Raw genomic sequence first — 24,223 nt, 5'->3', positions numbered from 1 at the left:
AAAGATACGGAAGACCAGATGCGTGAGCTTGGGTTCAAAAGAGTATTATTTCTGGTTCATCGTGTAACACTTGCGAAGCAGGCTAAAAAATCTTTTGAAAAAGTTTTTGATAGGAAAGTGACAATGGGATTGGTGGGAGCAGGGTTCTATGAATATGAGAAAGACTATGTTTTTGCCACAGTAGAAACCTTGAATAGGGATACACATTTGTTTCAGTACCAGCCGGATGCTTTCGATTGCATTATTTTGGATGAGGCTCACCATAGTTCCAACAATATCTATACAAAGGTCATTAAGAGATGTAAGCCTTCTTATGAATTGTGGCAAGGATTTATCTTCGATTATGTATGGTATGAAACGAATTGGTGATGATGTCTTCATTTTTATCACATATCATAAAGAAGAAAGTCAGGATGAAAAAAACTATGTAGAAGGAAAACCTGATTATGCGGATGCCTTTGAGGATGATCTGATTTTCAAATGGGATTCTCAGATTGGGAAAGGCCTGGATAGTTCCTATATGAAGGATGTACTTGAAGCTGAAAGAAAGCATTTATTTGTAAAAAAATCAGATGCGGAGACAAGCTTCTACTATATGGGGCAATTTGATGTATTAGAAGCCAGAAATGCCCAGAAGGAGGACAATCATGGTCGTATGCAGCCAATTACGAAGGTCACTATGAAAATGCATCGTGCAGTACGTGAGGATTTATTACGATATTTACAGTCACATATTACGGCATAAATGGTTGGAGGTATAAAATACATGAAGACGGTAAAAGTAGTCGCAGCGATTATCTGCGACAACATAAAAGAAAAGAATAAAATATTTGCAACAGCACGAGGCTATGGAGAATTAAAAGGAGGGTGGGAATTCCCAGGCGGAAAAGTAGAACCAGGAGAAACACCACAGCAGGCACTTGTAAGAGAAATTATGGAAATCATATATATTTCATTATGAAAACCTAAGTGAAATATATATTGGTTCATCAAATATTTCCAGAAGTGCATTAACCTCCGGGATTGAGTGGAACTATCGTTTTAATAATAGCCAGGACAGTCAGAATTTTAAGTTATTTTATGAAACGTTTGAGGATTTATTTAAAAATCATTCCTACGTGATTGATGATGCAGAATTGAAAGCGTATTCAAAGAACTGGCATAAACCTGCGGTTGCAAAAGACCTTGCACGATATGACCAGACAGATCCGGACACAAAAGTTGAAGAGCTGTTTCAACCAAGAGGTGCACAGATAGAAGCACTTTGTGCTTTGGAAAACAGCAGGGCGGAAGGTGCTTCACGTGGTTTGGTTCATGCCGCGACTGGTATAGGAAAAACTTATTTGGCAGCATTTGATTCTGCAAAGTATGAGAGAGTATTGTTTGTTGCACATAGAGAAGAAATCCTGAAACAGGCAGCTGTATCCTTTAAAAATGTTCGTCATTCAGATGACTATGGTTTCTTCGATGGAAAACAAAAGGATATTGGAAAATCTGTGATTTTTGCTTCTGTGGCAACGCTTGGCAGAAGCGAATATCTGACAGAGGAGTATTTTGCGCCGGATTACTTTACATATTTGGTGATTGATGAGTTTCATCATGCTGTTACAGATCAGTATCAGAGAATCGTGAATTATTTTAAACCACAGTTTATGCTTGGTCTTACTGCTACGCCGGAAAGAATGGATGGAAAGTCTATTTATGAAATTTGTGATTATAATGTTCCATATGAGATTACATTGAAGGAAGCAATCAATAAAGGGGCATTAGTTCCGTTTCATTATTATGGTATTTATGATGAAACAGACTATTCAACACTCAAATTGGTAAAAGGCCGATATGATGAGAAGGATTTGAATGATAAATATATTAGCAATGTAAAACGATATGATTTGATTTATAAATATTACAAAAAATATCGTTCCAAACGTGCCCTAGGTTTCTGTAGTTCAAGAATGCATGCCGAGGAAATGGCAAAGGAATTCTGCAAACGAGGCGTAAAATCTGTAGCAGTATATAGTAATGCTGACGGAGAATTTTCAGAAGAAAGAAATCGGGCAATTGAGCAATTAAAGAATCAGGAAATAAAGGTTATTTTCTCTGTAGATATGTTCAATGAAGGTGTGGATATTGCCTCTCTTGATATGGTTATGTTTTTGAGACCGACGGAATCACCTACGGTGTTTTTACAACAGTTAGGTCGTGGTTTACGGATAAGCAAGGGAAAAGAGTATGTAAATGTACTTGATTTTATTGGAAACTACGAGAAGGCCGGGCGTGCACCGTTTTTATTGAACGGTGGTGCTTGCATCGGAGAAAGAACAGCGTACGATTATTCTGAAATAGAATATCCCGATGACTGTATCGTGGATTTTGATATGCGTTTGATCGATCTCTTCCGGGAAATGGACAAAAAGTCGTTGTCTATTCAGGAAAGAATCAAACAGGAATATTATCGCGTGAAAGAATTGCTTGATGGAAAAGTTCCGACACGTATGGAACTTTTTACGAATATGGATGATAATATTTACGAATACTGTATGAAACATTCGAAAGAAAATCCGTTTAAAAGATATATGGATTTTTTATATGAAATTCATGAATTATCGGCGGAAGAACTTCAGGTTTACTCTGGAATTGGAAGAGAGTTTCTGCAGTTGATTGAAACAACGGATATGCAGAAAGTGTATAAAATGCCGATTCTGTACGGTTTCTATAACGAGGGAGATGTACGGCTGGCTGTTACAGATGCTGAGGTAGTGGAGAGCTGGAAAAAGTTCTTTGATCGAGGAACGAACTGGAAGGATTTTCCGAAAGTAACTTCATACGAAGAGTATCGGAAGATAACAGACAAACAGCATTTAAGCAAGGCCAAAAGTATGCCGATTAAGTTTCTAAAAGCTTCAGGTAAAGGATTTTTTATAGATAAGGACGGCTATGCACTGGGAATTCGAGATGAATTGGCAGATGTAATTAAAGTTGATGCATTTAAGCAGCAGATGAAAGATATTATTGAGTATCGTACGATGGAATATTATCGGAGAAGATATATAGAAAACTGATTCTTAATATTATCTCAAGAGGAATTAAATTATGATGTACATAGTAAAACGAATCGATGAAGACTTGAATTTTGGTTGTGAAGAACGACCGGATGATGCACCAGTCATGGCAATAGTGACTCTTGTGGATTCTTCAGGAAAAGAAGTGACAGTAAAAGCAGAGGACGCCAGGCTCTATGAGCGTAATATCAATGAAGGAGACAAAGTTTGTCTCGATGTAAATAATAAATTAGAAAAAGTAGAATGAAAGCTACAGGGAGAAAGTAAATGGTAAAGCAAATTGTAAGAGACGTTTTCTTTTTAGGCCAGCCATCCGAACCAGCCACGAAAGCTGATATTCAGGTTGGAAAGGATCTGCAGGACACACTGCAGGCAAACCGGGAACGGTGCGTTGGTATGGCTGCAAACATGATTGGCGTAAAGAAGAATATCATCATTGTGAATATGGGATTCATAGATGTTGTGATGTTCAATCCAGTGATTGTTTCAAAGCGTGATATGTATGAGACAGCAGAAGGGTGTTTGTCCCTTGACGGTGTTCGTAAGACGACCAGGTACCAGGAAATAGAAGTAGAGTATTATGACTTCAACTGGAAAAAACAGCACCAGAAACTGTCAGGATGGACGGCACAGATCTGTCAGCATGAAATTGATCATTTGTCCGGAAAAATTATTTAATCGAATGTGGATTGTGAGGTGACAGATATGCTGAAAAATGTACTGATCGTAGTGGATGATATAGAAAAATCAATAGAGTTTTATAAAGACTTATTTGGACTGCAAGTGATTCTTAAGAATGAAGGTAATGTGATCTTATCGGAGGGGCTTGTTTTGCAGGATGTCGACGTATGGGGGAAAACATTGAATGAAACTTCTACGTCATTCAATAACATGATGGAACTGTATTTTGAGGATTTTGATATAGATGGATTGCTTGCAAAATATGAATCTGGTAAGTATTTCGTTCGATATGCCACTGAACTGACAGAACTTGCAGGTGGACAGAAGCTTGTAAGACTGTATGATCCGAGCGGTAATCTTATTGAGGTTCGCACTCCATTCAGGTGCAATTAAAGGAGAAATTATGCGGATTTTTGTTGATGCAGATGCTTGTCCGGTAGTTAGTATTGTTGAAAAAGTTGCAAAAGAGCACAATGTTCCGGTAACATTGTTGTGTGATACAAATCATGTGTTGTCTTCTGATTACAGTGAGGTAATTGTAGTTGGAGCCGGCACAGATGCAGTGGATTATAAACTGATCAGTATTTGTCATAAAGGCGATATTGTTGTATCACAGGATTATGGAGTGGCGGCAATGGCATTAGGAAAAGGTGCTTATGCGATTCATCAGTCTGGGAAATGGTATACGAATGAGAATATTGACCAGATGCTTATGGAGCGGCATCTGAATAAGAAGGCACGAAGGGCATCCGGAAAGAATCACTTAAAAGGCCCAAGAAAACGAACATTGGAGGATGATGAGCATTTCAGAGAATCCTTCGAGAAAATGATACATATGGCGATGGATAAGGAGAATTGATTTGAACGTACAGATTTTTGGGACAAAGAAGTGCAATGATACAAAGAAAGCAGAACGTTTCTTTAAGGAACGTGGAATCAAGTTTCAGTTTATTGATATGAAAGAAAAGGGCATGAGTAAGGGCGAATTTAATTCAGTTGCCCAGGCAAACGGTGGATTGGAAAATATGATTAACTGGGAGGGCAAGGATAAGGATCTGCTTGCGCTCATTAAGTACATTGCAGAGGAAGATAAACTTGAGAAGGTACTGGAAAATCCGCAGGTGATTAAGACACCGGTTGTCCGTAATGGAAAACAATCCACTCTTGGATATCAGCCGAATATCTGGAAAACGTGGAAATAAGAGATCGGAGGAGATGCAGAGTATGGAAGAATGTAGATTTCATATTGGTGATATCGTTCAGCATTTCAAACGGGAAAATGTAAATCTGGAAACAGCGGAGTACTTGTACCGGATTCTGGCTTTTGCGCAGCATACAGAAAATGGTGAGAAGCTGGTGATTTATCAGGCATTGTATCCGCCTTATAAAACATGTGCCAGACCATACGACATGTTTTGCAGTGAAGTGGATCGGGAGAAGTATCCGAATGCGAAGCAGAAATATAGATTTGAGGTAGTGCCGGTAGATTTTTGGCCAAGATAAATAAGGGTAGAAAAAGAGAATTACATTGAAGGGCAAGACCTATGTGAAATTATGAGGTGATGTGCTATGGCTTCATTTGATCAGAAGCTCCGTACGTTATATCTGATGGAAATTTGAGATAATATGATCATCAGTTAAAGGTGCCAGGGGTGCTAAAGCAAAATGATCAAGAAAGCATTTATCAGGAGGAAGGTACAATGAGTAAGAAAGATGGATATAGCAGACCGGGATTATTTGGAAGTATAAATCATTACGACAGCAAAGGACATAAGATTGGAGAGAGCAGGCCAGGGTTCTTTGGTGGGTATAATGATTATGATGCAAAAGGTCATAAGATCGGAGAAACAAGGCAAGGATTTTTTGGTGGGATGAATCATTATGACAGTAGAGGTCACAAGGTTGGAGAAATAAGACCGGGGTTCTTTGGCGGAATGAATCATTATGATGACAGAGGTCGCAAGACTGGACACAGTGACAGGAATTTCCTGGGAGACTGGAATCATTATGATGATTAATGGGAATAGGCTGGTGCATAAGTGGTAAGAAAAAATCACTACTGCATCAGCCTTTTTGTATGTTCAACACCACGAGTGACCAGTATTCATGATCTTTCATTGTGAAACCTCCTGAGTTTTTTTATATCATACATCTTTGTAGAAAATATGCAAACTTGAATTTTTATAGTTCGAGTAACATATTAAGTTCTGAACAGATTATAGTATGTTAAATAAATAAACAGCAGGAAGAACATCATACATATATCGGATTGATTGGTTATGGCGTATTTTCACGCCAATGCTAAAGAAACAAGGAAAGTAAGAAAATACGGAAAGTTATTTATGACAATCTATTACATGTAAGGTATAATAATGAACAAGAGATTCATTTTAATAGGAATTTGAGAAATTTAAGTGAGGAATGCCATATCTGATTATACGCAATGGGAGGTCGCGCAGGAGAAGAATACGGAGAAATATTGAAAGAAAACAAACTATGAAATGAGGTGACATTTATGATGAAAAACGAAGCGGGAGTAAGAATCGAAGAAATGCTATGTCAGCTGGCCGATGCGACGCGCATCGACGGAGAGATCTGGCGTGCAGCGTATACTCTGGAAGACAAAATCGCGAAGAACATCCTGCGTGAGTGGATCGAAGATATGGGGCTTGAATACAGAGAGGACGCGATCGGTAACGTGTATGGACGGCTTCCGGGGACAGAACCTGGAACCGTACTGACGGGCTCCCACCTGGATACCGTAAAGAACGGTGGAAAATATGATGGCGCACTGGGCGTTGTGACCGGTGTGGCAGCGCTGGGATACCTTAAACAGTCGGGCTTCGTTCCGAAACACAGCCTGGAAGTGGCTGGTCTGATGGAGGAAGAGGGCAGTCGTTTTCCATCCGGCTGTCAGGGGAGCCGTGCAATCTGTGGCACGCTGAAAGAAGAGGATCTCGAGGAGCTCAGCCGTGATGGCGTCACACTTCGTGAAGCACTGGTATCTGCCGGGTATCAGACGGAAGCACTGAAAAACGTGAAACGTGACGATATTCGAGCGATCGTAGAACTGCATGTCGAACAGGGACCGGTGCTTGAAAGCGAGCAGAAGCAGATCGGTATTGTGGACAGTATCGTCGGTATCGTCAACTATGAGCTGACCATTCAGGGAAGCCAGAACCATGCAGGTACCACCTCGATGCCTTTACGGCACGATCCTGTGGTAGCTGCTGCGGAATTTATCACAGAGTCTACCCGTCAGATGATGGCGCAGGCCCCTTCTGCCACCCTTACCTATGGCGCGATACAGGTATTTCCTGGAATGCAGAATGTCATTGCAGATCGAGTGAATCTGCTCATCGATCTGCGCGATGGCAGCGATGAGGAACTGCTTCAAGATGTGGTTCTTCTGAAACGTGCACTGGAATCCATCGAACGCAAGGGCTTTCAGACCCGGCTTCGACAGAATGACTGGCTGGAGTCCGCACAGATGGATCCGAACGTGATTCGGGTGATTGAGCGGTACTGTGAAGAGAAACATCTCGCGTATAAGCATATGAACAGCGGCGCCGGACACGACTCGATGGTATTCGGAAAGCATTTCCCGACCGCGATGATCTTCGTGCCGAGTATCGGAGGTATCAGCCATAATCCGGCAGAAGCCACCGCTATAGCGGATATACAGACCGGTTTTGAACTGCTTTGTGACGTGTTAAAAGAATTATCAGCTCAACCCTTGTGTTGAATCTTGCCAATCCTGTAAACCCAGGTGGCGGTGTGCGCCGTGGATCAAAGGCTCAGGAAGAAGATCTCTGCAGAAAGAGTTCGCTTTTGCTGTCACTGGAGAGTTCAGCGGCATCCGTATATTATAAATACAATAAATCTTTGAATACTTACATGGGATCGGATGCTGTTATGGTCACTCCCCAGGTTGAAATTATCAAAGATGAAAATGGCAGTTTGCTGGATGAAAGTGTTATTGTATCTGTTATGACATGTGCCGCACCTATGTTGAGAAACGGTATGGAGGGATTGACAGACCAGGAATACCGGGATATGGTTTATGGACGTATTACCGGAATGCTGAAGGTGGCTGCACATCTCGGGTATGAGGTCCTGATTTTGGGTGCATTCGGATGTGGAGCCTTCTTAAATGACGCTCATGTTGTTTCGGATCTGTTTTATAAAGCACTGAAGGAATTCGATTATGATGGAATGGAAGCAAAAGATTTCTTCCGCAGAATTGATTTTGCTGTGCTCAGCCGTTCAGCAGATCAATACAATTACAAAGAATTTGCCAGAAATTTTTGTGATTTTTATCGTGAGGAAGATGCAGAGGAGGTTGCATCAGCCCTTGAGAGAGTGAGAGAAACTGAGACAAATCTGGACAGGATCAGAGGAAGTCTGGTTGGTGGAGCTATTGGAGATGCTTTAGGGTATACAGTTGAATTTATGCAGGAGGAGCAGATTTTCAGGAAATACGGCTCATCTGGTATCACGGAATATGAACTGACAAATGGAAAAGCATTGGTGTCAGATGATACACAGATGACCTTATTTACAGCAAATGGAATACTGGTAGGTGATACCCGATTATCTATGCGTGGTATCGGAGGTGATCCAAAAGTGTATGTTCCAAATGCATATCTGGACTGGTTAAAAACACAGCAGTTGGATATTAATAGTGTAAATCAGTATGAACGATATACAGAAAAGGGTGGATATTCATGGTTGTTGGATGTTCCGGAATTGTATTCCAGACGTGCACCGGGCAATACCTGCCTTTCTGCACTGGAAACCAGAGCAAAAGAGGATCACGTAAACAGCTTTATTAACAGTCCGATTAATAGAAGTAAGGGCTGTGGCGGTATTATGCGTATTGCACCTTTAGCTCTGAAATATAGGCTGGGCGAGAACTATTATGGAGACATAGAGCAGATTGATATGGAAGCAGCAGAACTTTCAGCTATTACCCATAGTCATTCTCTTGGTTATATGCCATCTTCCGTAGTTAGTCATATCATAAGCAGAATTCTTTGTTCCCATGATGAAATGAGCTTGAAGGATATGGTTCTTGAAGCAAGAGATTCTGTTTCAAAGCTCTTTGCTGAAGATAAGAATCTTCCTGTACTCGTTGATATAATTGACAAGGCCGTTCGACTGTCTGAAAAAACTGACACAGATGATCTGGACAATATTCATGCGTTAGGTGAGGGATGGGTTGCTGAAGAAACACTGGGTATTGCATTGTATTGTGCACTCAAATATCAGAATGATTTCTCGAAGGCTATGATTGTCTCAGTCAACCATAAAGGCGATAGTGATTCAACAGGTGCTGTTACTGGAAATATTCTTGGTGCGCTGATTGGATATGATGCGATCGATAGCAAATGGAAAAAGGATCTGGAGCTCCTGGATGTGATCCTGGAAGTTGCTGATGATTTATGTCATGGCTGCCAGATGTCTGAGTACAGTTATTATTTTGATCCTGCATGGGCAACAAAATATATGCATATGCATCGTTACGAAGAGCCAAAGAAAAATCCGGAATATGTATTCTTCTGGCTGGACAATGAGAAATACGGTGAATTCAGCAACTGGTATCAGAGAGAATTTGTGATCGATGATTTCCGATATTTCTGTGTTGAACAGTATATGATGGCACAGAAGGCAAAGCTGTTTCATGATTCTGTACGATATACGGCTATCCTCCGTGCGAATTCGCCAAAAGACTGCAAAGCATTAGGAAAACAGGTAACACCATTTGATGTCAAGGTCTGGGACGCAGTTAAATATGATATCGTAAAAACTGGAAATAAAGCGAAGTTTGAACAGAATCCAGATCTTATGAATTTGCTTTTATCAACAGGCGACAGGATCATGGCAGAGGCGAGTCCAAAAGATAAAATCTGGGGTATAGCACTTGATGCTGAAACTGCAAAGCATATAAATCCTGAAGCGTGGCCTGGTCAGAATTTGTTAGGGAAAATCCTGATGGAGCTTAAAGCTGACTGGTGCATATAAGCTGCCTTGTAAGTATATTATCCATACTGTGGGTCCTATCTGGCGTGGTGGAAATCAGGATGAGGAGAAGTTTTTAGCAGAATGCTATAGTAATTCCCTTCAGATAGCTGTTGACCAAGGCATACGCAGTGTGGCTTTCCCATCTATTTCGACGGGTGTTTATAGCTTCCCTAAGAAAAAAGCAGCTATGATCGCTGTACGTACAGTAAATGATTTTATTGAAGAAAATTCAGGGAGTCTGGATTTGGTCGAGTGGATTCTATTTGACGAAGAGACACTGAATATTTATAAGGATGCTTTGAATCAATTCAAAGCAAACAAAATAGTTGGAACCCCTGGTTTTTGACATCGTTAATACGATGTTGAGAGATGGGCTTGTGTAATTTGTATTGGATATTTAACAAAGCTTAGCAAGAATTTTCCTACATCTCTAGGTAGTGAGATGAATTGTGGATCTGAGCATAAATGCTCAAAAGAATCTTGTAAATAAAGATAGGAAACACTTGTTCTGGTGGATAATATAGAGAAAAAGAAGCTAACGAATTACAGGGATCTCAAATGATACCTTGCAACGTGAGGGTGTCTCAGGTATAATAATCTAGGTATAAGTCTGCAAAAGGGGCAAACATTTTTACCAACAGCCAAACCGGTTGACTGCCCTTTTTGTAGTCATTTTTTTACTTTATAGGAAGTCCCTCAAAGATTGAGGGATTCAGGGAGTTTGAAGCGGACTTGTCCGCTAGGTTCATGGGAGGAAGTAAAAATGTACGATGTAGTGATTGTAGGTGCAGGACCGGGAGGAATATTTACTGCATATGAATTATTAGAGAAAAGACCGAATTTGAGTATCGCTGTTTTTGAGATGGGAAATGAATTGACAAAACGCCATTGTCCGATTGATGGTGACAAGGTGAAATCCTGTATTCATTGTAAGAACTGTTCTATCATGAGTGGCTTTGGAGGTGCAGGTGCATTTTCAGATGGTAAATATAATATCACCAATGATTTCGGTGGGACGCTGTACGAATATATCGGTAAAAAAGCTGCATTAGAATTAATGAACTATGTAGATAAGATCAATCTTGCATTTGGTGGAGAAGGAACAAAACTGTATTCTACTGCCGGTTCAAGCCTGAAGACACGCTGCATGCAGAATGGTTTACATTTATTGGACGCTTCTGTTCGACATCTGGGAACAGATATTAATTATATTGTGTTGGAACATTTATATGCTCATCTGAAAGAAAAGGTTGATTTTCATTTCAACTGTTTCATTGATAAGGTGGAGAAATTAGATGACGGATATCGAATCTATCATGAAGATTCTTATTATGATGGTAAGGAATGTGTTATTTCTGCAGGACGCAGCGGAAGTAAATGGATGGAAAAAATCTGTCAGGATCTGGATATTAATACGAATTCAAATCGCGTGGATATCGGAGTTCGAGTGGAGCTGCCAGCAGGTATTTTTGCTCATCTGACCGACGAATTATATGAAAGCAAGATTGTGTACAGAACCTCAAAATATGAAGATATGGTGCGTACATTCTGCATGAATCCAAAAGGTGAAGTCGTAAACGAAAATACGAATGGAATTGTTACTGTTAACGGTCACAGCTATGAGGATCCGGCTAAACAGACAAATAATACAAACTTTGCGTTACTGGTTGCAAAGCATTTTTCAGAACCTTTCAAAGATTCTAATGGATATGGTGAAAGTATTGCACGATTGAGCAATATGCTGGGTGGCGGCGTGATTGTCCAGCGTTTTGGAGATCTGATCAGAGGACGTAGAAGTACCGAAGAAAGAATCAGCGAATCTTTTACCGTTCCAACTTTAAATGCAGCAGCAGGTGACCTGAGTCTTGTACTTCCGAAACGTTTATTAGATGGCATTATTGAAATGATCTATGCCCTGGATAAAATTGCACCGGGAACTGCCAGTGATGATACCCTGCTGTATGGTGTAGAGGTAAAATTCTACAATATGGAAGTGGAACTGGACCATAATCTGATGACTCGTCATGAGGGACTTTATATCATCGGTGATGGCAGCGGTATTACCCATTCTCTGTCTCATGCTTCGGCAAGCGGAGTATATGTTGCGAGACAGATTGTCTCAAAAATGTAGGGGATTATCATGGTAAGAATATTTACCTCAGAAAGCTAATTTCAAGGGAGTGTTTCGCAATATTCTGAAAAAGGATATGATGTCGGACCAGAGTCAGGAATATTAAATCAGTAAAGGAGACGAACATGGAACATTTGCGTTGTGTAATTGAGAGAATTACATATCAGAATGCAGAAAATGGCTACACGGTTCTGAAATGTGCGGTAAAGAACTACAGTGATCTTGTCACGGTAGTTGGCACAATGCCGGATACCCATGTTGGCTCCGTGCTGTCCCTGGAAGGCATGTGGAAAATGGATGCCAAATATGGTCGGCAGTTTTCTGTAGAGAAGTTTGAAGAGACACTTCCTGCTACAGTATATGGAATTGAAAAATATCTTGGGTCTGGTTTGATCAAGGGTGTTGGTCCAAAGTTTGCGAAAAGGATTGTAGAAAAGTTTGGGAAGGATACGCTGGATGTAATCGAAGACACACCGGATGAACTGCTAAAAGTGCCGGGGATAGGAAAGGTTCGTGTGGACCGTATAAAGACAAGCTGGCAGGAACAGAAAGAGATCAAAAATATCATGCTTTTTCTGCAGAGTCATGAGGTCAGTACTTCGCATGCGACAAAGATTTTTAAAACATATGGCAGTGAAAGCATTGCGATTGTAAAGGAGAATCCATACCGTCTTGCAGATGATATCTGGGGTATTGGATTTAAGACAGCGGATTCCATTGCGCAGAAGATGGGGATTGATAAAGGTAAATTCGTCCGTCTGCGCAGTGGTATTTTTTATACATTGAATAAGCTGGCGGAAGCAGGTCATTGTTATGCAACAAGAGAGCAGCTGATCGGAAAGGCAGGGGAACTTCTGGAAGTGGAAGAACCGGAGCTTAAGATCACACTGGATGAGATGATCCGTACAAATGATGTGATCCGGGATGTGGCCGGTGAGCAGGAAGCAATTTATCTTCCACCCTATTATTTTTCAGAAAGTGGTTGTGCAAAACGGCTGCTCCGGCTGATGACCTATGGAAAGAAAAAATCTGAGAATATAGAGGAAATATTAAAGAAAGTAGCTGCTTCGTCAGAAATTACCTATGATGAGATACAGTGGCAGGCGGTAAAAACTGCTATTTCGTCTAAGGTTATGGTGTTGACCGGTGGACCCGGAACTGGAAAGACCACAACAACTCTGGGGATTATTTCTGCATATAAGCAGGCGGGATGTCAGATTATTCTTGCCGCACCGACCGGAAGAGCAGCGAAGAGAATGTCCGAAGCAACTGGAATGGAAGCAAAAACAATTCACCGGTTATTAGAATATAAACCGCCGGAAGGTTATCAGAAGAATGAAGAACATCCGTTGGAAGGAGATGTGCTGATTCTGGATGAATGTTCCATGATCGATATCATGCTGATGTATAATCTTTTGAAAGCATTGCCGGAGCAGATGACCCTGATCCTGGTGGGTGATATTGATCAACTTCCAAGTGTCGGGGCGGGTAATGTACTCAGAGATATTATCGATTCAGGATGTGTTCCTGTAGTACGCCTGACCAGGATTTTCCGCCAGGCACAGGGAAGCCGGATCATTATGAATGCACACCGGATCAATAAAGGGGAAGGCATTGATATGAGAGGCGGAAAAGATTCTGATTTTTTCTTTGCCACCAAAGAGAGCAATCAGGAAGTGGTGAATACCATCGTCCAGTATTGCAAGACGAACCTGCCGAGATATTATCATGTGGATCCACTGCGGGATATTCAGGTGCTGACTCCGATGCAGAGAGGTGAATGCGGTGCAGTAAATCTGAATCAGGTGCTGCAGGAAGCCATGAATCAGTCAAGGATCTTTTTGCGGAGAGGCGGGACACAGTACCGGCTGAAGGATAAGGTGATGCAGATCCGGAATGATTATGATAAGGAAGTATTCAATGGAGACATTGGAACCATCACGAAAGTAGATATGGAAGAGCGGGAACTGACAGTTTTGTTTGATGAACGGGAAGTGGTTTACGATGTGACGGAACTGGATGAGCTGACACTTGCCTATGCGGTGACGATTCACAAATCACAGGGAAGCGAATATCCAATCGTTGTCATGCCATTTACTATGAGTCATTTTGTCATGCTGCAGAGGAATCTCCTTTATACGGGTGTAACCAGGGCAAAAAAGATCCTGGTACTTGTCGGGGAGAAGAAAGCGGTGTATTATGCAATAAAAAATGAGATGACTACTGGAAGAAATACATGTCTGGCAAGACGTTTGCAGCCCGGCAGTAAAGAAGCACAGGAAGTGACGGCGCAGCTTTTAAAAGAGGCAGGGGATGAAAACAACAGCAATGTCTCGTTGAGTCAGCAGCAGAAGAAAGAGAAAATGATTGTCTACAAGGGCAGTATTCAGCCTTCTATGGTGTGTGAAACACCAGCCGTTTATGAAGGAAATCTATGGAAACGCCTGTCTCAGTCAAAGTTCAGAAGCAGCTTTTCCCTAAAAGCAAATGACAGGAGTTATGTATCAGAAAAGGGAATGGAGAAAGTGCGGGAGCATGCCTGTGATTTTATCAGAAAACGTCTTGCACCTGCAGAGATATCAAATGATGGAAAACAGACACCGATGAGAGGACATCCTGTTTTTGTGGCACAGCATGCTACAGCTACCTGTTGCAGAGGTTGTTTAGAAAAATGGCATCATATTCCGAAAAGACGGGAACTCACAGAAACAGAACAGGAATATGTTGTCGACGTGATCATGGAATGGATTAATCGTGAAATGAAAGGAAATGCATTTTGACCAAGTTACTGCGAACGGAGTGGACAGTAATGCTTGGACTGCCACAGGAAGAAGAAAAATTTCTGCTTTACAAATTACAGATAAAGTATTAGTATAAAGAAAAAGAAATCTTCAGGGCAGGGTGAGATTCCCTACCGGCGGTAAAGCCCGCGAGCCGAAAGGCATGATCCGGTGAGATTCCGGGGCCGACAGTACAGTCTGGATGAAAGAAGATGATAGTACAGTTGATTTTTGTATGAATGAATGTAGTATCAAAGCTCTGAGATGGTGATCCATTTCAGAGCTTTTTTTACTTTATAACAGTATGAAAAATAAGAAAATTCATTTATTAATCATATGTAACAGATCAAATTCCATGCAGATATTTCTGCAGGTTTTTTTGTGTAACAAGATATTACTTTGTAAGGTTCTTATCATACAAAAACGCTTTGCGGGGATGTGTTCTAACAGGAATAAGAAAGAAGGGATAAAAGTGACAGATCAGGAATATATGCTTCGGGCGATTCAACTGGCCAAAAAAGGAGAAGGCTGGACGAATCCCAATCCGATGGTAGGGGCAGTGATTGTAAAAGATGGGCAGATCATCGGAGAAGGTTATCATAAAAAGTATGGAGAACTTCATGCAGAACGTAATGCGATTGCTTCACTTACCGAATCAGCAGAAGGTGCGGTACTTTATGTTACATTGGAACCTTGCTGCCATCATGGAAAGACGCCTCCATGTACGGAAGCAATTCTTGAACAAAAGATTCAAAAAGTGGTAATCGGTTCCAGAGATCCGAATCCGAAAGTGGCAGGAAAAGGTGCACAGATATTGAGGGAATCAGGCATTACAGTGATTGAAGATTTTATGAGGGAAGAATGCGATCAGCTGAATCCGGTGTTTTTCCATTACATTACAACGAAGATGCCTTATGTAGTGATGAAGTATGCCATGACACTGGATGGGAAGATCGCAACGAAGACAGGAGCATCAAAATGGATTACCGGAGAAGCGGCAAGAAGAGAAGTGCAGCATATGAGGCATCAGTACATGGGAATTATGGCTGGCATTGGAACCGTGCTTGCAGATGATCCGATGTTAAATGTCCGGGTAGAAGGATGGAGAAGTCCTGTCAGGATTCTGTGTGACAGTAAGCTCAGAATTCCGTTGGACAGCCAGATTGTAAAAAGTGCAGAAAAATACCGGACAATCGTGGTTTATGCAGATCAGAAAAATACGGAAGAGAAAATAAAAATATTACATACCATGGGAGTTGAGACCATCTGCTGTCCGGATGAAAAAAACCAGATAGATCTTAAGAAACTGATGGTAAATCTTGGAAACAGAGGTATTGACAGTATTCTTCTGGAAGGCGGAGGTACGTTAAATGACAGTGCTCTGAAAGCGAGAGTCGTACAAGAAGTACAGGTGTTTATGGCACCAAAGCTGTTTGGCGGTGTGGGCAGCAAGACACCGGTAGAAGGTATCGGAGTTGAATTTCCATCTGAAGCAGTGGAACTGAAATATACAGAGATCTGTCAGATCGGTGATGACATCAGGATAAGATGCCAGATATGCAAAAAGGAACAGGAGAAATTATGTTTACGGGAATCGTAGAAGAGAAAGGAAAAGTCCGTTATATACAGTTGACCGGAGAATCGGGGATGCTGGCAGTGAAAGCCAGGAAAGTGTTGGAAGGAACAAAGATTGGTGACAGCATTGCCGTGAATGGTGTGTGTCTGACAGTTACGTCGATCCAGCCGGACGGATTTACTGCAGATGTGATGGCAGAGACGATCAGAAGGAGTAGTCTTGGCAGCTGCAAAACAGGAAGTCAGGTGAACCTGGAACGTGCAATGGCTGCGGATGGCAGGTTCGGAGGTCATATAGTAAGTGGACATATTGATGGAACTGGAGTGATTCGTTCCATGCTCCGCGAAGAAAATGCCATCTGGGTATCGATTGCGACATCACCGCAGATTTTGCATTTGATTGTGGAAAAGGGTTCTGTCTGCATTGATGGAATCAGCTTGACGGTTGCAAAGGTTGACGAAGCTGGTTTTCAGGTGTCAGTCATTCCACATACGGGAGAAGAAACCACACTTTTGAAAAAGGTACCGGGTGATCTTGTTAATCTGGAAAATGATGTGGTTGGAAAGTACATAGAAAAACTGCTTGGTATCAGAAAAAATAAAGAAGAGAAAACAGAATCCGGAATTACGATGGAGTTTCTTGAGGAATTCGGGTTTTAGAACAGGAGGATATACATTATGCCACAAAACTATCAGTACAACACAATTGAAGAGGCACTGAGGGATTTAAGAGAAGGAAAGATAGTTCTGGTTACGGATGATCCGGACAGAGAAAATGAGGGAGATCTGATATGTGCGGCAGAGTTTGCAACCCAGAAAAATATTAATTTTATGGCGACTTATGCAAAGGGACTCATCTGTACGCCGATGAGTGCGGAAATTGCAGCCAAATTGAATTTTCCGCCGATGGTCGCTGAAAACACGGATAATCACAGTACAGCATTTACTGTGGCAGTGGATCACAAAGATACAACGACCGGTATTTCAGCAGCAGAGCGCTCCTATACCATTATGAAGTGCGTGGATGATGAGGCAAAACCAGAGGATTTCAGAAGACCGGGACATGTATTTCCGCTTATAGCCAGAAAAGGAGGAGTTCTGGTGCGGAATGGTCATACAGAGGCAACCACGGACCTTATGAGACTGGCCGGACTGAAAGAATGTGGTGTGTGCTGTGAGGTTATGAAAGACGATGGAACCATGATGCGTACATCACAGTTATGGGAACTGGCAAAAGAGCATGGGCTTACATTTATTACGATCCGTGATCTGCAGGATTATATAAGAATACATGAAAAACATGTAAAAGAGGAAGCAGTCGCAGATCTTCCAACGCAATACGGCGATTTTAAAATGTATGGATATATCAATGACATTACAGGAGAGCATCATCTGGCACTGGTGAAAGGTGATATAGGAGATGGGGAAGATGTGCTTTGCCGGGTACATTCGGAGTGTCTGACCGGAGATGCATTTGGATCGCTCAGATGCGACTGTGGTCTGCAGCTGCAGACAGCAATGCGCCAGGTTGAAGCAGAAGGTAGAGGAATTATTCTTTATATGAGACAGGAAGGCAGAGGAATTGGCCTGATCAATAAGATTAAAGCATATGCACTTCAGGAGCAGGGATACGATACTGTGGAGGCTAATGTGAAGTTAGGATTTGCACCGGATCTCAGAGAGTACTGGATTGGGGCACAGATACTGGCAGATCTTGGTGTGAAATCATTAAGATTATTGACAAATAATCCGGACAAAATCTATGGACTTGGCGAATTTGGGCTGAAAATTAATAAGAGAGTGCCGTTGGAGATTCCACCACAAAAGTATGACCGAAAATATATGAAGACAAAGCAGGAAAAGATGGGACATATTTTCCGGGAAATAAATGTCTGAAAAACAATCAATAAAAGGAGAAAAAATGAGACAGATTAATTTAGTAGAAGGAAAAGTAGTAGCACCAGAGGGAATGAAAGTTGGTATTGTGGCAGCGAGATTCAACGAAATCATTGTAAATAAACTATTGGGAGGGGCAGTTGACGGATTAGTAAGACACGGGGTAGAAGAAGAAAATATTACTGCGGCATGGGTACCGGGAGCATTTGAGATTCCATTGGCAGCACAAAAAATGGCACAGTCAGGCAAATATGATGCAGTTATCTGTGTGGGAGCGGTTATTCGTGGAGATACCTCACATTATGATCTGGTGTGCAATGAGTCTGCCAAAGGAATCGCACAGGTTGAACTTGCAACAGGAATCCCGGTCTTATTCGGTGTAATCACGACTGAGAATATTGAGCAGGCTATTGCACGCGCGGGAAGCAAAGCAGGGAACAAAGGTTATGACTGTGCATTATCAGCGATTGAGATGGTCAATCTCATGAAGCAGTTCTAAATAAATATATACTGAAAACGTTTTCAAAAAAAGGCTGATTTAGTTTCAAAATCAGTCTTTTTTGTGCCAAAATATACGTGAAACAGGGAAAAATATGGATTGTATGAGAACGTTTTCAAATGTATGGATGGTAATTCAGGGACTGTTTATGTAATATGATACCAAGATCAAAAATCCAGTAGAAAGGAATGAAAAATATGGAAGCAGTTGTTCTTGAAATCATAAAAAAAGAAGCAGCAGTTCTTGCAAAGAATGGACGGATTATAAAGCTTCAGCGGTCTGACTTGTGGCCGGGTGATATCATTGAAATTTCTGAGGCAGATTTACAGAAAAACGGGAGCAACAGAATCGACAGAACCAATCATTTCTACGAAAAAATAACACATTATGCAACAGCTGCAGTACGTGCACTGATGCCCTGCAGTGCGGTCGGATATAAAAAATAAAATTAAGAAATCGAATAAAACACCTTCAGGATATAACAGACAAAATAGTTTTCCAAGATGAAAAAATAGTCTAAAAGGGATATATTTATCATACAGGATTGTGATATAATGTGCCATTGACATCAGCAGCCAGTATCTTTGGATCCCTTTTGAGGAACGTATCTGGTAGGTATCCAGTGCCAGCCGGGTCTTACATTGTCTGAAAAAGACCTCAATCGGCCATCTGCACACATAGCAGGAAAGGATCTTCAGCGTTGATAATGCCACGTTTGTGCTGATAAAAGCCCGCAGTGCTTTGGGATTTCCAAATGCCTTTTCAGGATAACTTAAAAGAACAACCGCATTTTCGATACCATTCAGGTTTTCTTCATACCGGTACACATAATATTTTCGGTTTTTGACTGTCACAAGGTCAAATCCCTTCTCTGTTACCGATAATTCAGCAGCAAGTTCGCTGAGCTTCTTTTTCATTCCTGACGGGTACAGCAGGCGGTTTGTTTTTAAAGCCCCAATGGTATGGAACCTCTTCTGTACAAATGTGTTAATTAATTTTTCAGAAACATACCAGCAGCCACAAAGGAGATACGCATCTTCAATTGGATGCAGAGCCTGTGACGAAGGCTTTGTCTTTGAAGCTATGGTATCATCCACAATACAGAAAACAGGCTTTCCGGTGCGCTGTGCTTCTGAATAAATAATTTCAACTACGGAGGATTTTAAAGTATTTTCAAGTAAGGTATCATCCTATTTCCCGGAATTGAGGAAATGTGCGATGGTAGTTCTGTGACAGGAACTGTTTTGTGCAAAGTCGGTAGTCTTTCCATGGTAACCCGAGATAAAGATACTGCTCAGGATACTCATGAGATGACCGATCACTCTGTTCGAAAAAGATTTGCATAAATTTAACAAGATATAACAAGGATTCTCCCACCTCTATAGGTGGTGAGATGAATTGCAAACAAGAAAATGAACGGCAGTGGAGGGCGGAGAGAAATCGGTATCCCCCACTGACATGAGGCAAATCACAGTCAGCATGTTTGCTGACATGTCAGACTCTGTGAAATTACCGACTGTGAGTTGAAACAAGACATAAATGTTCCGTAAACAGGTATCAGATATGAACTGTAAAAAGTAGATCATATCTGATACGAAGCGGAGCATGGTTCTTAAAACTTATGAGTTCCAGGGAAAATCCTCTTCGAATTTATTTATAAGTTGCTGAAATAAAGGACTTGTTTTTTCAGCAAAGATATAGTACAATTTCATTCATGAGATATTGGTTCTGTTAGTTTAACGGATAAAACAAGCGCCTCCTAAGAGAAAGCCGAGGCATTCCCCAAAGGGAAAAAATGAAAAACAACTTTCAGTTCGAATCTATTCTGAAAAATGCTAATGGTGACAACAAAGCATTCCCCAAATTGGGGAACGTTCTAATGTTACCAAATCAAAAAAATCTGTAGATTGACAACTCGAAAAAGAGTTGATAATCTTATATATGGCCGAAGGGAAAAATCCCAGAAACCCAGTAAAATCAAGGGTTTGCGGCATGTGTCGTCATAGCTCAGCTGGATAGAGCACTCGCCTCCTAAGCGAGGGGTCGGAGGTTCAAATCCTCTTGGCGACGGGCTTCAAAGCGTTCGAAAATGTTAGCTGGATTAGCTGACAACGAACGCTTTTGTTATTTTCAAATCACGTTCGTGACACAAAATTCCATTCAAAATGATCAATTTCCAGCTAACGCAATCCGATTTTTGTTAGCTGACAGCTAATCAAAATTACCGGTTTGCAAACATGGGTTTTAAGAAGTCCAGCTAACATTTGGGTTCCGCTCCGTTGTCACCCCTTATTCGGGGATGTAAATCAGAGAAAAGGCGGGAAAAGAAACAATCTCTCCCAAACCTGCAAACATGAATTAGCTGAAACAGTATTTAATTCTATTAGCTACAGCTAATGGTCAAACAGCAATGTCTGTTTGGAACTTTACTATCTATAAAAGTTCCAGGCAGGCATTTTTTATTTCCTGAATCCTGGAGGAAAGGAGTCAAGATGATTGAGCCAAACAGACAATCAGGAGAAAACGAAGAAAGAATCATAGAAATTGAGATTGAGCGTCTTCGTCCGTTCAAAGAGCACCCGTTTCAGGTAAAAGATGATAAGGAAATGTTTCTTTTGCAGGAAAGCATTGAGAAGTATGGAATTTTAAATCCGCTAATCGTCAGACCAGTACCGGATGGATACTATGAGATCATATCCGGTCACAGAAGAAAACATGCTGCGGAGAAACTGGGATACCGTAAAGTACCAGTAATCATCCGGGTATTAAGTGAAGATGATTCCATTTTAAGCATGGTAGATTCTAATCTTCACAGAGAACGGATCAGCTACAGTGAAAAAGCTTTTGCTTACAAACTGAAGAATGACGTATTAAAAAGAAAAAGTGGTCGAAAAAAGAGCCAAGTTGACCACAAAACACCAAGAAAGCGGGCAATAGAAATCATCAGTGAAGATTGTGGTGATAGCCCAAAACAAGTGCAGCGTTATATCTCACTGACAAAACTGATACCGGAAATGCTGCAGAAACTGGATGATGAGATCATTTCTTTTTGTCCGGCTGTAGAGATAGCTGCATTAAGTGAAAAAGAGCAAAAGGAACTGCTTGTAGCAATGGAGTATGCACAGGCAATCCCATCACTCTCACAGGCCCAGAGGATCCGGCAAATGAGTAAAGAAAAGCAGTTGTCACTGGAAAAGATGGAAGAAATCATGTGTGAGGTTAAAAAGGGTGAAATCACAAGAGTGGCTTTCACAAACGAACAGCTACATAAGTATTTTCCGAATTCCTATACACCGGCAATGATGAAGCGGGAAATACTGGCACTGTTGAAATTATGGAAAAAAGAATCATGGGAAAGTTAAAGGAGGAAGAAATCATGTGTAAAGTTATATCCGTAGTAAACCAGAAAGGCGGCGTTGGAAAGACCACCACAACCGTAAATGTAGGCATTGGACTGGCAAGAGAAGGTAAGAAAGTGTTGCTGATTGACGCGGATCCACAGGGAAGTTTAACAGCAAGTCTTGGGTATGAGGAACCGGATGATCTTCGCATCACACTGGCAACGATCATGATGGATGTCATCAACGAAGAAGAAATCTCTTTAGAAGATGGGATCTTACATCACCAGGAAAATGTAGATCTTCTTCCGGCAAATATTGAGCTTTCCGCATTGGAAGTAACGATGGGAAATGTTATGAGCAGAGAAATGATCATGAAGGAATATATCGATGCGATAAGATGCCGATACGATTATATCCTGATCGACTGTATGCCGAGCCTTGGTATGATGACGATCAATGCACTGGTCTCTTCTGATTCTGTTCTGATACCTGTGCAGGCTGCATATCTGCCTGTTAAAGGACTTCAGCAGCTGATCAAGACCATTCTTACAGTAAAGAAAAGACTGAACCGGAAACTGGCGATAGAGGGCATTCTGTTGACTATGGTAGATTTCAGAACCAATTACGCAAGGGACATTGCATCGAGAGTACATACAACATACGGAAGCCAGATAGAAGTATTTGAAAATGTGATTCCGATGTCCGTAAAAGCAGCTGAGACCAGTGCAGAGGGAAAAAGTATCTACATGCACTGTCCGAAAGGAAAAGTTGCTGAGGCATATATGAAATTGACACAGGAGGTTTTGAATAATGAAAAATAGAAGTGGCGAAAAGATTAAACTGGCTAGTATTGATGAATTGCTTGGTGTGGTAAATGAAGAATCTGCAATGGAGATAGAGATCAGTAAGATCCATCCATTTAAAAATCATCCGTTCAAGGTGCTGGATGATGAAAAGATGCAGGACTTGGTAGAAAGCGTAAAGATTAATGGAGTGCTGACTCCGGTACTGCTTCGCATGGATGAAAATGAAGAATATGAAATGGTATCCGGTCACAGAAGAATGCATGCAGCACAGCTTGCAGGACTCACAACTATTCCGGCAATCGTAAGAGAATTATCAGATGATGATGCCATTGTGGCGATGGTGGATGCTAACATTCAGCGAGAGGAACTGTTGCCCAGTGAGAAAGCCTTTGCTTATAAGATGAAACTTGATGCAATGAAAAGACAGGGGAGTCGGACAGATTTAACTTTGTGCCAAAGTGGCACGAAGTCGAGAACAGATCAGTTATTAGGAGAACAGGTTGGAGAAAGTGCACGAAGTGTTCAGCGGTATATCCGACTGACAGAATTAATTCCGGAACTTCTTGATCTGGTAGATAACAAAAAGCTTCAATTCACGGTTGCTGTCGATATCTCCTATATCGACAAGGAAGTACAGGAATGGATTTACGAATATATCAGCGACACCGGATTTATCAAGCCAAAACAGATTGCAGCACTCAGAAATCAGCTGAATGATGGACCAATCAATCAGATCCAGATGTTATCAATTTTCAATAACTGTGTGATGGCAAAGAAAGTATCCCGGTCTCTTACTTTCTCAGAAAAGAAACTGACAAAGTACTTTCCGGATGATTATACAGCCAAAGATATGGAGCAGGTGATTGAATCATTATTAGAAAAATGGATGCAGGAACAGTCCTGTTAAGGATAGAAAAAGCTAAGAAAACAAAGTCAAAGAAGTTTAAAAAGAGGACTTCTTAGCAGAAAATGAAAGGAGGAAATTATGGAGAAAAAAATGACATTTAATTATTTTTACGGTACTGAAGCTGATCAGTTCAGCTTCTACCGCATACCAAAAGCATTATTTACAGACAGTTACTTTAAAGATTTATCAAGCGATGCTAAAATTTTATATGGACTGATGTTGGATCGAATGTCTCTTTCCATCAAGAATCAGTGGTTTGACGACAAAAATAGAGCATATATCTACTTTTCCATCGAAGATATTATGGAATTACTGAACTGTGGCAGAAATAAAGCCATCAAATCCATGAGAGAACTGGATGACGAAACAGGGATTGGCCTGATTGAGAAACGCAGACAGGGATTTGGAAAGGTGAACGTCATCTACGTGAAAACCTTTATGCCTGAGAAAACAGATGAGAAAAAATTTGAAGAGGAATTAAAGAAGTTTAAAAAACAAACTTCTGTGGAAAATGAGGAACC

The 24,223-nt window shown here is 41.1% G+C and carries 22 protein-coding genes, 1 tRNA gene, 4 pseudogenes and 1 riboswitch; of the genes and pseudogenes, 26 read left to right on the top strand and 1 reads right to left on the bottom strand.

The features are described from left to right. The first annotated feature begins 18 nt into the window (after positions 1–18). The 21 genes and pseudogenes from GT674_RS17155 (at position 19) to GT674_RS17145 (ending at position 19,094) form a co-directional block, all read left to right on the top strand. Positions 19–369, top strand: coding sequence for a DEAD/DEAH box helicase family protein (locus GT674_RS17155; protein ID WP_192926043.1), 351 nt, complete (start codon positions 19–21; stop codon positions 367–369). Beyond that, the gene (locus GT674_RS17150) at positions 344–745 is read left to right on the top strand and encodes a DUF3427 domain-containing protein (protein WP_243149135.1); all 402 of its coding nucleotides are present in this window, start codon (positions 344–346) and stop codon (positions 743–745) included. Before GT674_RS17155 ends, GT674_RS17150 begins: the two co-directional genes overlap by 26 nt. Positions 746–766: 21 nt before the next feature. Then, positions 767–940: pseudogene (locus tag GT674_RS14080) on the top strand (NUDIX domain-containing protein); the annotation flags it as partial. After that, a pseudogene (locus tag GT674_RS14075) lies at positions 939–3,062 on the top strand (DEAD/DEAH box helicase); the annotation flags it as partial. The pseudogenes GT674_RS14080 and GT674_RS14075, both read left to right, overlap by 2 nt. A 31-nt stretch (positions 3,063–3,093) precedes the next feature. After that, positions 3,094–3,309 (top strand): hypothetical protein, encoded by a 216-nt coding sequence (locus GT674_RS14070; RefSeq protein WP_161286279.1) that lies wholly within the window; start codon positions 3,094–3,096, stop codon positions 3,307–3,309. A 20-nt stretch (positions 3,310–3,329) separates the two neighbouring features. After that, complete coding sequence (locus GT674_RS14065) at positions 3,330–3,740, top strand: peptide deformylase (protein ID WP_161286278.1); 411 nt, start codon at positions 3,330–3,332, stop codon at positions 3,738–3,740. Between the two features lie 27 nt (positions 3,741–3,767). After that, positions 3,768–4,136, top strand: a complete 369-nt coding sequence (locus tag GT674_RS14060; RefSeq protein WP_161286277.1) for a VOC family protein — start codon at positions 3,768–3,770, stop codon at positions 4,134–4,136. Between the two features lie 10 nt (positions 4,137–4,146). Further along, positions 4,147–4,602, top strand: a complete 456-nt coding sequence (locus tag GT674_RS14055) for a YaiI/YqxD family protein (RefSeq protein WP_161286276.1) — start codon at positions 4,147–4,149, stop codon at positions 4,600–4,602. A 1-nt stretch (position 4,603) separates the two neighbouring features. Continuing rightward, positions 4,604–4,945 carry an arsenate reductase family protein gene (locus GT674_RS14050; RefSeq protein ID WP_161286275.1) on the top strand — a complete coding sequence of 114 codons (342 nt, stop codon included), beginning with the start codon at positions 4,604–4,606 and terminating at the stop codon, positions 4,943–4,945. A gap of 43 nt (positions 4,946–4,988) precedes the next feature. Continuing rightward, positions 4,989–5,246, top strand: a pseudogene (locus GT674_RS14045) (DUF1653 domain-containing protein); the annotation flags it as partial. 197 nt (positions 5,247–5,443) lie between these two features. Further along, entirely contained in the window at positions 5,444–5,761 is a 318-nt protein-coding gene (locus GT674_RS14040) for a hypothetical protein (RefSeq protein ID WP_192926041.1), read from the top strand. A gap of 497 nt (positions 5,762–6,258) precedes the next feature. Further along, on the top strand, positions 6,259–7,488 hold the full coding sequence (locus GT674_RS14035; RefSeq protein WP_161286273.1) for a M20 family metallo-hydrolase: 1,230 nt from the start codon (positions 6,259–6,261) through the stop codon (positions 7,486–7,488). After that, on the top strand, positions 7,482–9,767 hold the full coding sequence (locus GT674_RS14030) for a TIGR02452 family protein (protein ID WP_161286272.1): 2,286 nt from the start codon (positions 7,482–7,484) through the stop codon (positions 9,765–9,767). The genes GT674_RS14035 and GT674_RS14030 overlap by 7 nt, the downstream gene beginning before the upstream one ends. Before the next feature lie 28 nt (positions 9,768–9,795). Further along, positions 9,796–10,113, top strand: coding sequence for a macro domain-containing protein (locus tag GT674_RS14025; protein ID WP_302025160.1), 318 nt, complete (start codon positions 9,796–9,798; stop codon positions 10,111–10,113). Positions 10,114–10,530: 417 nt separating this feature from the next. After that, positions 10,531–11,898 (top strand): NAD(P)/FAD-dependent oxidoreductase, encoded by a 1,368-nt coding sequence (locus GT674_RS14020; protein WP_161286271.1) that lies wholly within the window; start codon positions 10,531–10,533, stop codon positions 11,896–11,898. 125 nt (positions 11,899–12,023) lie between these two features. After that, positions 12,024–14,678 (top strand): SF1B family DNA helicase RecD2, encoded by a 2,655-nt coding sequence (gene recD2 / locus GT674_RS14015; RefSeq protein ID WP_161286270.1) that lies wholly within the window; start codon positions 12,024–12,026, stop codon positions 14,676–14,678. Positions 14,679–14,781: 103 nt separating this feature from the next. Next, a riboswitch (FMN riboswitch) is annotated at positions 14,782–14,896 on the top strand. 254 nt (positions 14,897–15,150) lie between these two features. Further along, the gene (gene ribD / locus GT674_RS14010; RefSeq protein ID WP_161286269.1) at positions 15,151–16,278 is read left to right on the top strand and encodes a bifunctional diaminohydroxyphosphoribosylaminopyrimidine deaminase/5-amino-6-(5-phosphoribosylamino)uracil reductase RibD; all 1,128 of its coding nucleotides are present in this window, start codon (positions 15,151–15,153) and stop codon (positions 16,276–16,278) included. Further along, positions 16,260–16,913, top strand: coding sequence for a riboflavin synthase (gene ribE / locus GT674_RS14005; RefSeq protein ID WP_161286268.1), 654 nt, complete (start codon positions 16,260–16,262; stop codon positions 16,911–16,913). The genes ribD and ribE overlap by 19 nt, the downstream gene beginning before the upstream one ends. An 18-nt stretch (positions 16,914–16,931) precedes the next feature. Next, complete coding sequence (locus GT674_RS14000) at positions 16,932–18,149, top strand: bifunctional 3,4-dihydroxy-2-butanone-4-phosphate synthase/GTP cyclohydrolase II (RefSeq protein ID WP_161286267.1); 1,218 nt, start codon at positions 16,932–16,934, stop codon at positions 18,147–18,149. 25 nt (positions 18,150–18,174) lie between these two features. Then, complete coding sequence (ribH, locus tag GT674_RS13995) at positions 18,175–18,648, top strand: 6,7-dimethyl-8-ribityllumazine synthase (protein WP_161286266.1); 474 nt, start codon at positions 18,175–18,177, stop codon at positions 18,646–18,648. 197 nt (positions 18,649–18,845) lie between these two features. Beyond that, positions 18,846–19,094 carry a hypothetical protein gene (locus tag GT674_RS17145; protein ID WP_192926046.1) on the top strand — a complete coding sequence of 83 codons (249 nt, stop codon included), beginning with the start codon at positions 18,846–18,848 and terminating at the stop codon, positions 19,092–19,094. A gap of 120 nt (positions 19,095–19,214) precedes the next feature. On the opposite strand, the pseudogene GT674_RS17490 reads toward GT674_RS17145, so the two are convergent. Then, positions 19,215–19,745: pseudogene (locus tag GT674_RS17490) on the bottom strand (transposase); the annotation flags it as partial. Between the two features lie 899 nt (positions 19,746–20,644). On the opposite strand from GT674_RS17490, the gene GT674_RS13985 reads away from it, so the two are divergent. The 5 genes from GT674_RS13985 to GT674_RS13965 form a co-directional block, all read left to right on the top strand. After that, positions 20,645–20,718 (top strand) — tRNA-Arg (locus GT674_RS13985). Positions 20,719–21,044: 326 nt separating this feature from the next. Further along, positions 21,045–22,010, top strand: a complete 966-nt coding sequence (locus GT674_RS13980) for a ParB/RepB/Spo0J family partition protein (protein WP_161286265.1) — start codon at positions 21,045–21,047, stop codon at positions 22,008–22,010. 14 nt (positions 22,011–22,024) lie between these two features. Then, positions 22,025–22,810 (top strand): ParA family protein, encoded by a 786-nt coding sequence (locus tag GT674_RS13975; protein WP_055163322.1) that lies wholly within the window; start codon positions 22,025–22,027, stop codon positions 22,808–22,810. Continuing rightward, positions 22,800–23,702 (top strand): ParB/RepB/Spo0J family partition protein, encoded by a 903-nt coding sequence (locus tag GT674_RS13970; protein ID WP_055163278.1) that lies wholly within the window; start codon positions 22,800–22,802, stop codon positions 23,700–23,702. Before GT674_RS13975 ends, GT674_RS13970 begins: the two co-directional genes overlap by 11 nt. A gap of 78 nt (positions 23,703–23,780) precedes the next feature. Next, positions 23,781–24,223, top strand: a 443-nt coding sequence (locus tag GT674_RS13965) for a replication initiator protein A (protein ID WP_161286264.1), incomplete at its 3' end; no start/stop codon positions are given.

Origin of the sequence: Blautia sp. BIOML-A1 (assembly GCF_009883055.1) — a bacterium.
GTDB lineage: Bacteria > Bacillota > Clostridia > Lachnospirales > Lachnospiraceae > Blautia_A.
Note: the sequence above shows the minus strand (reverse complement) of the source record. Positions and strands in the feature narration are given on the sequence as shown.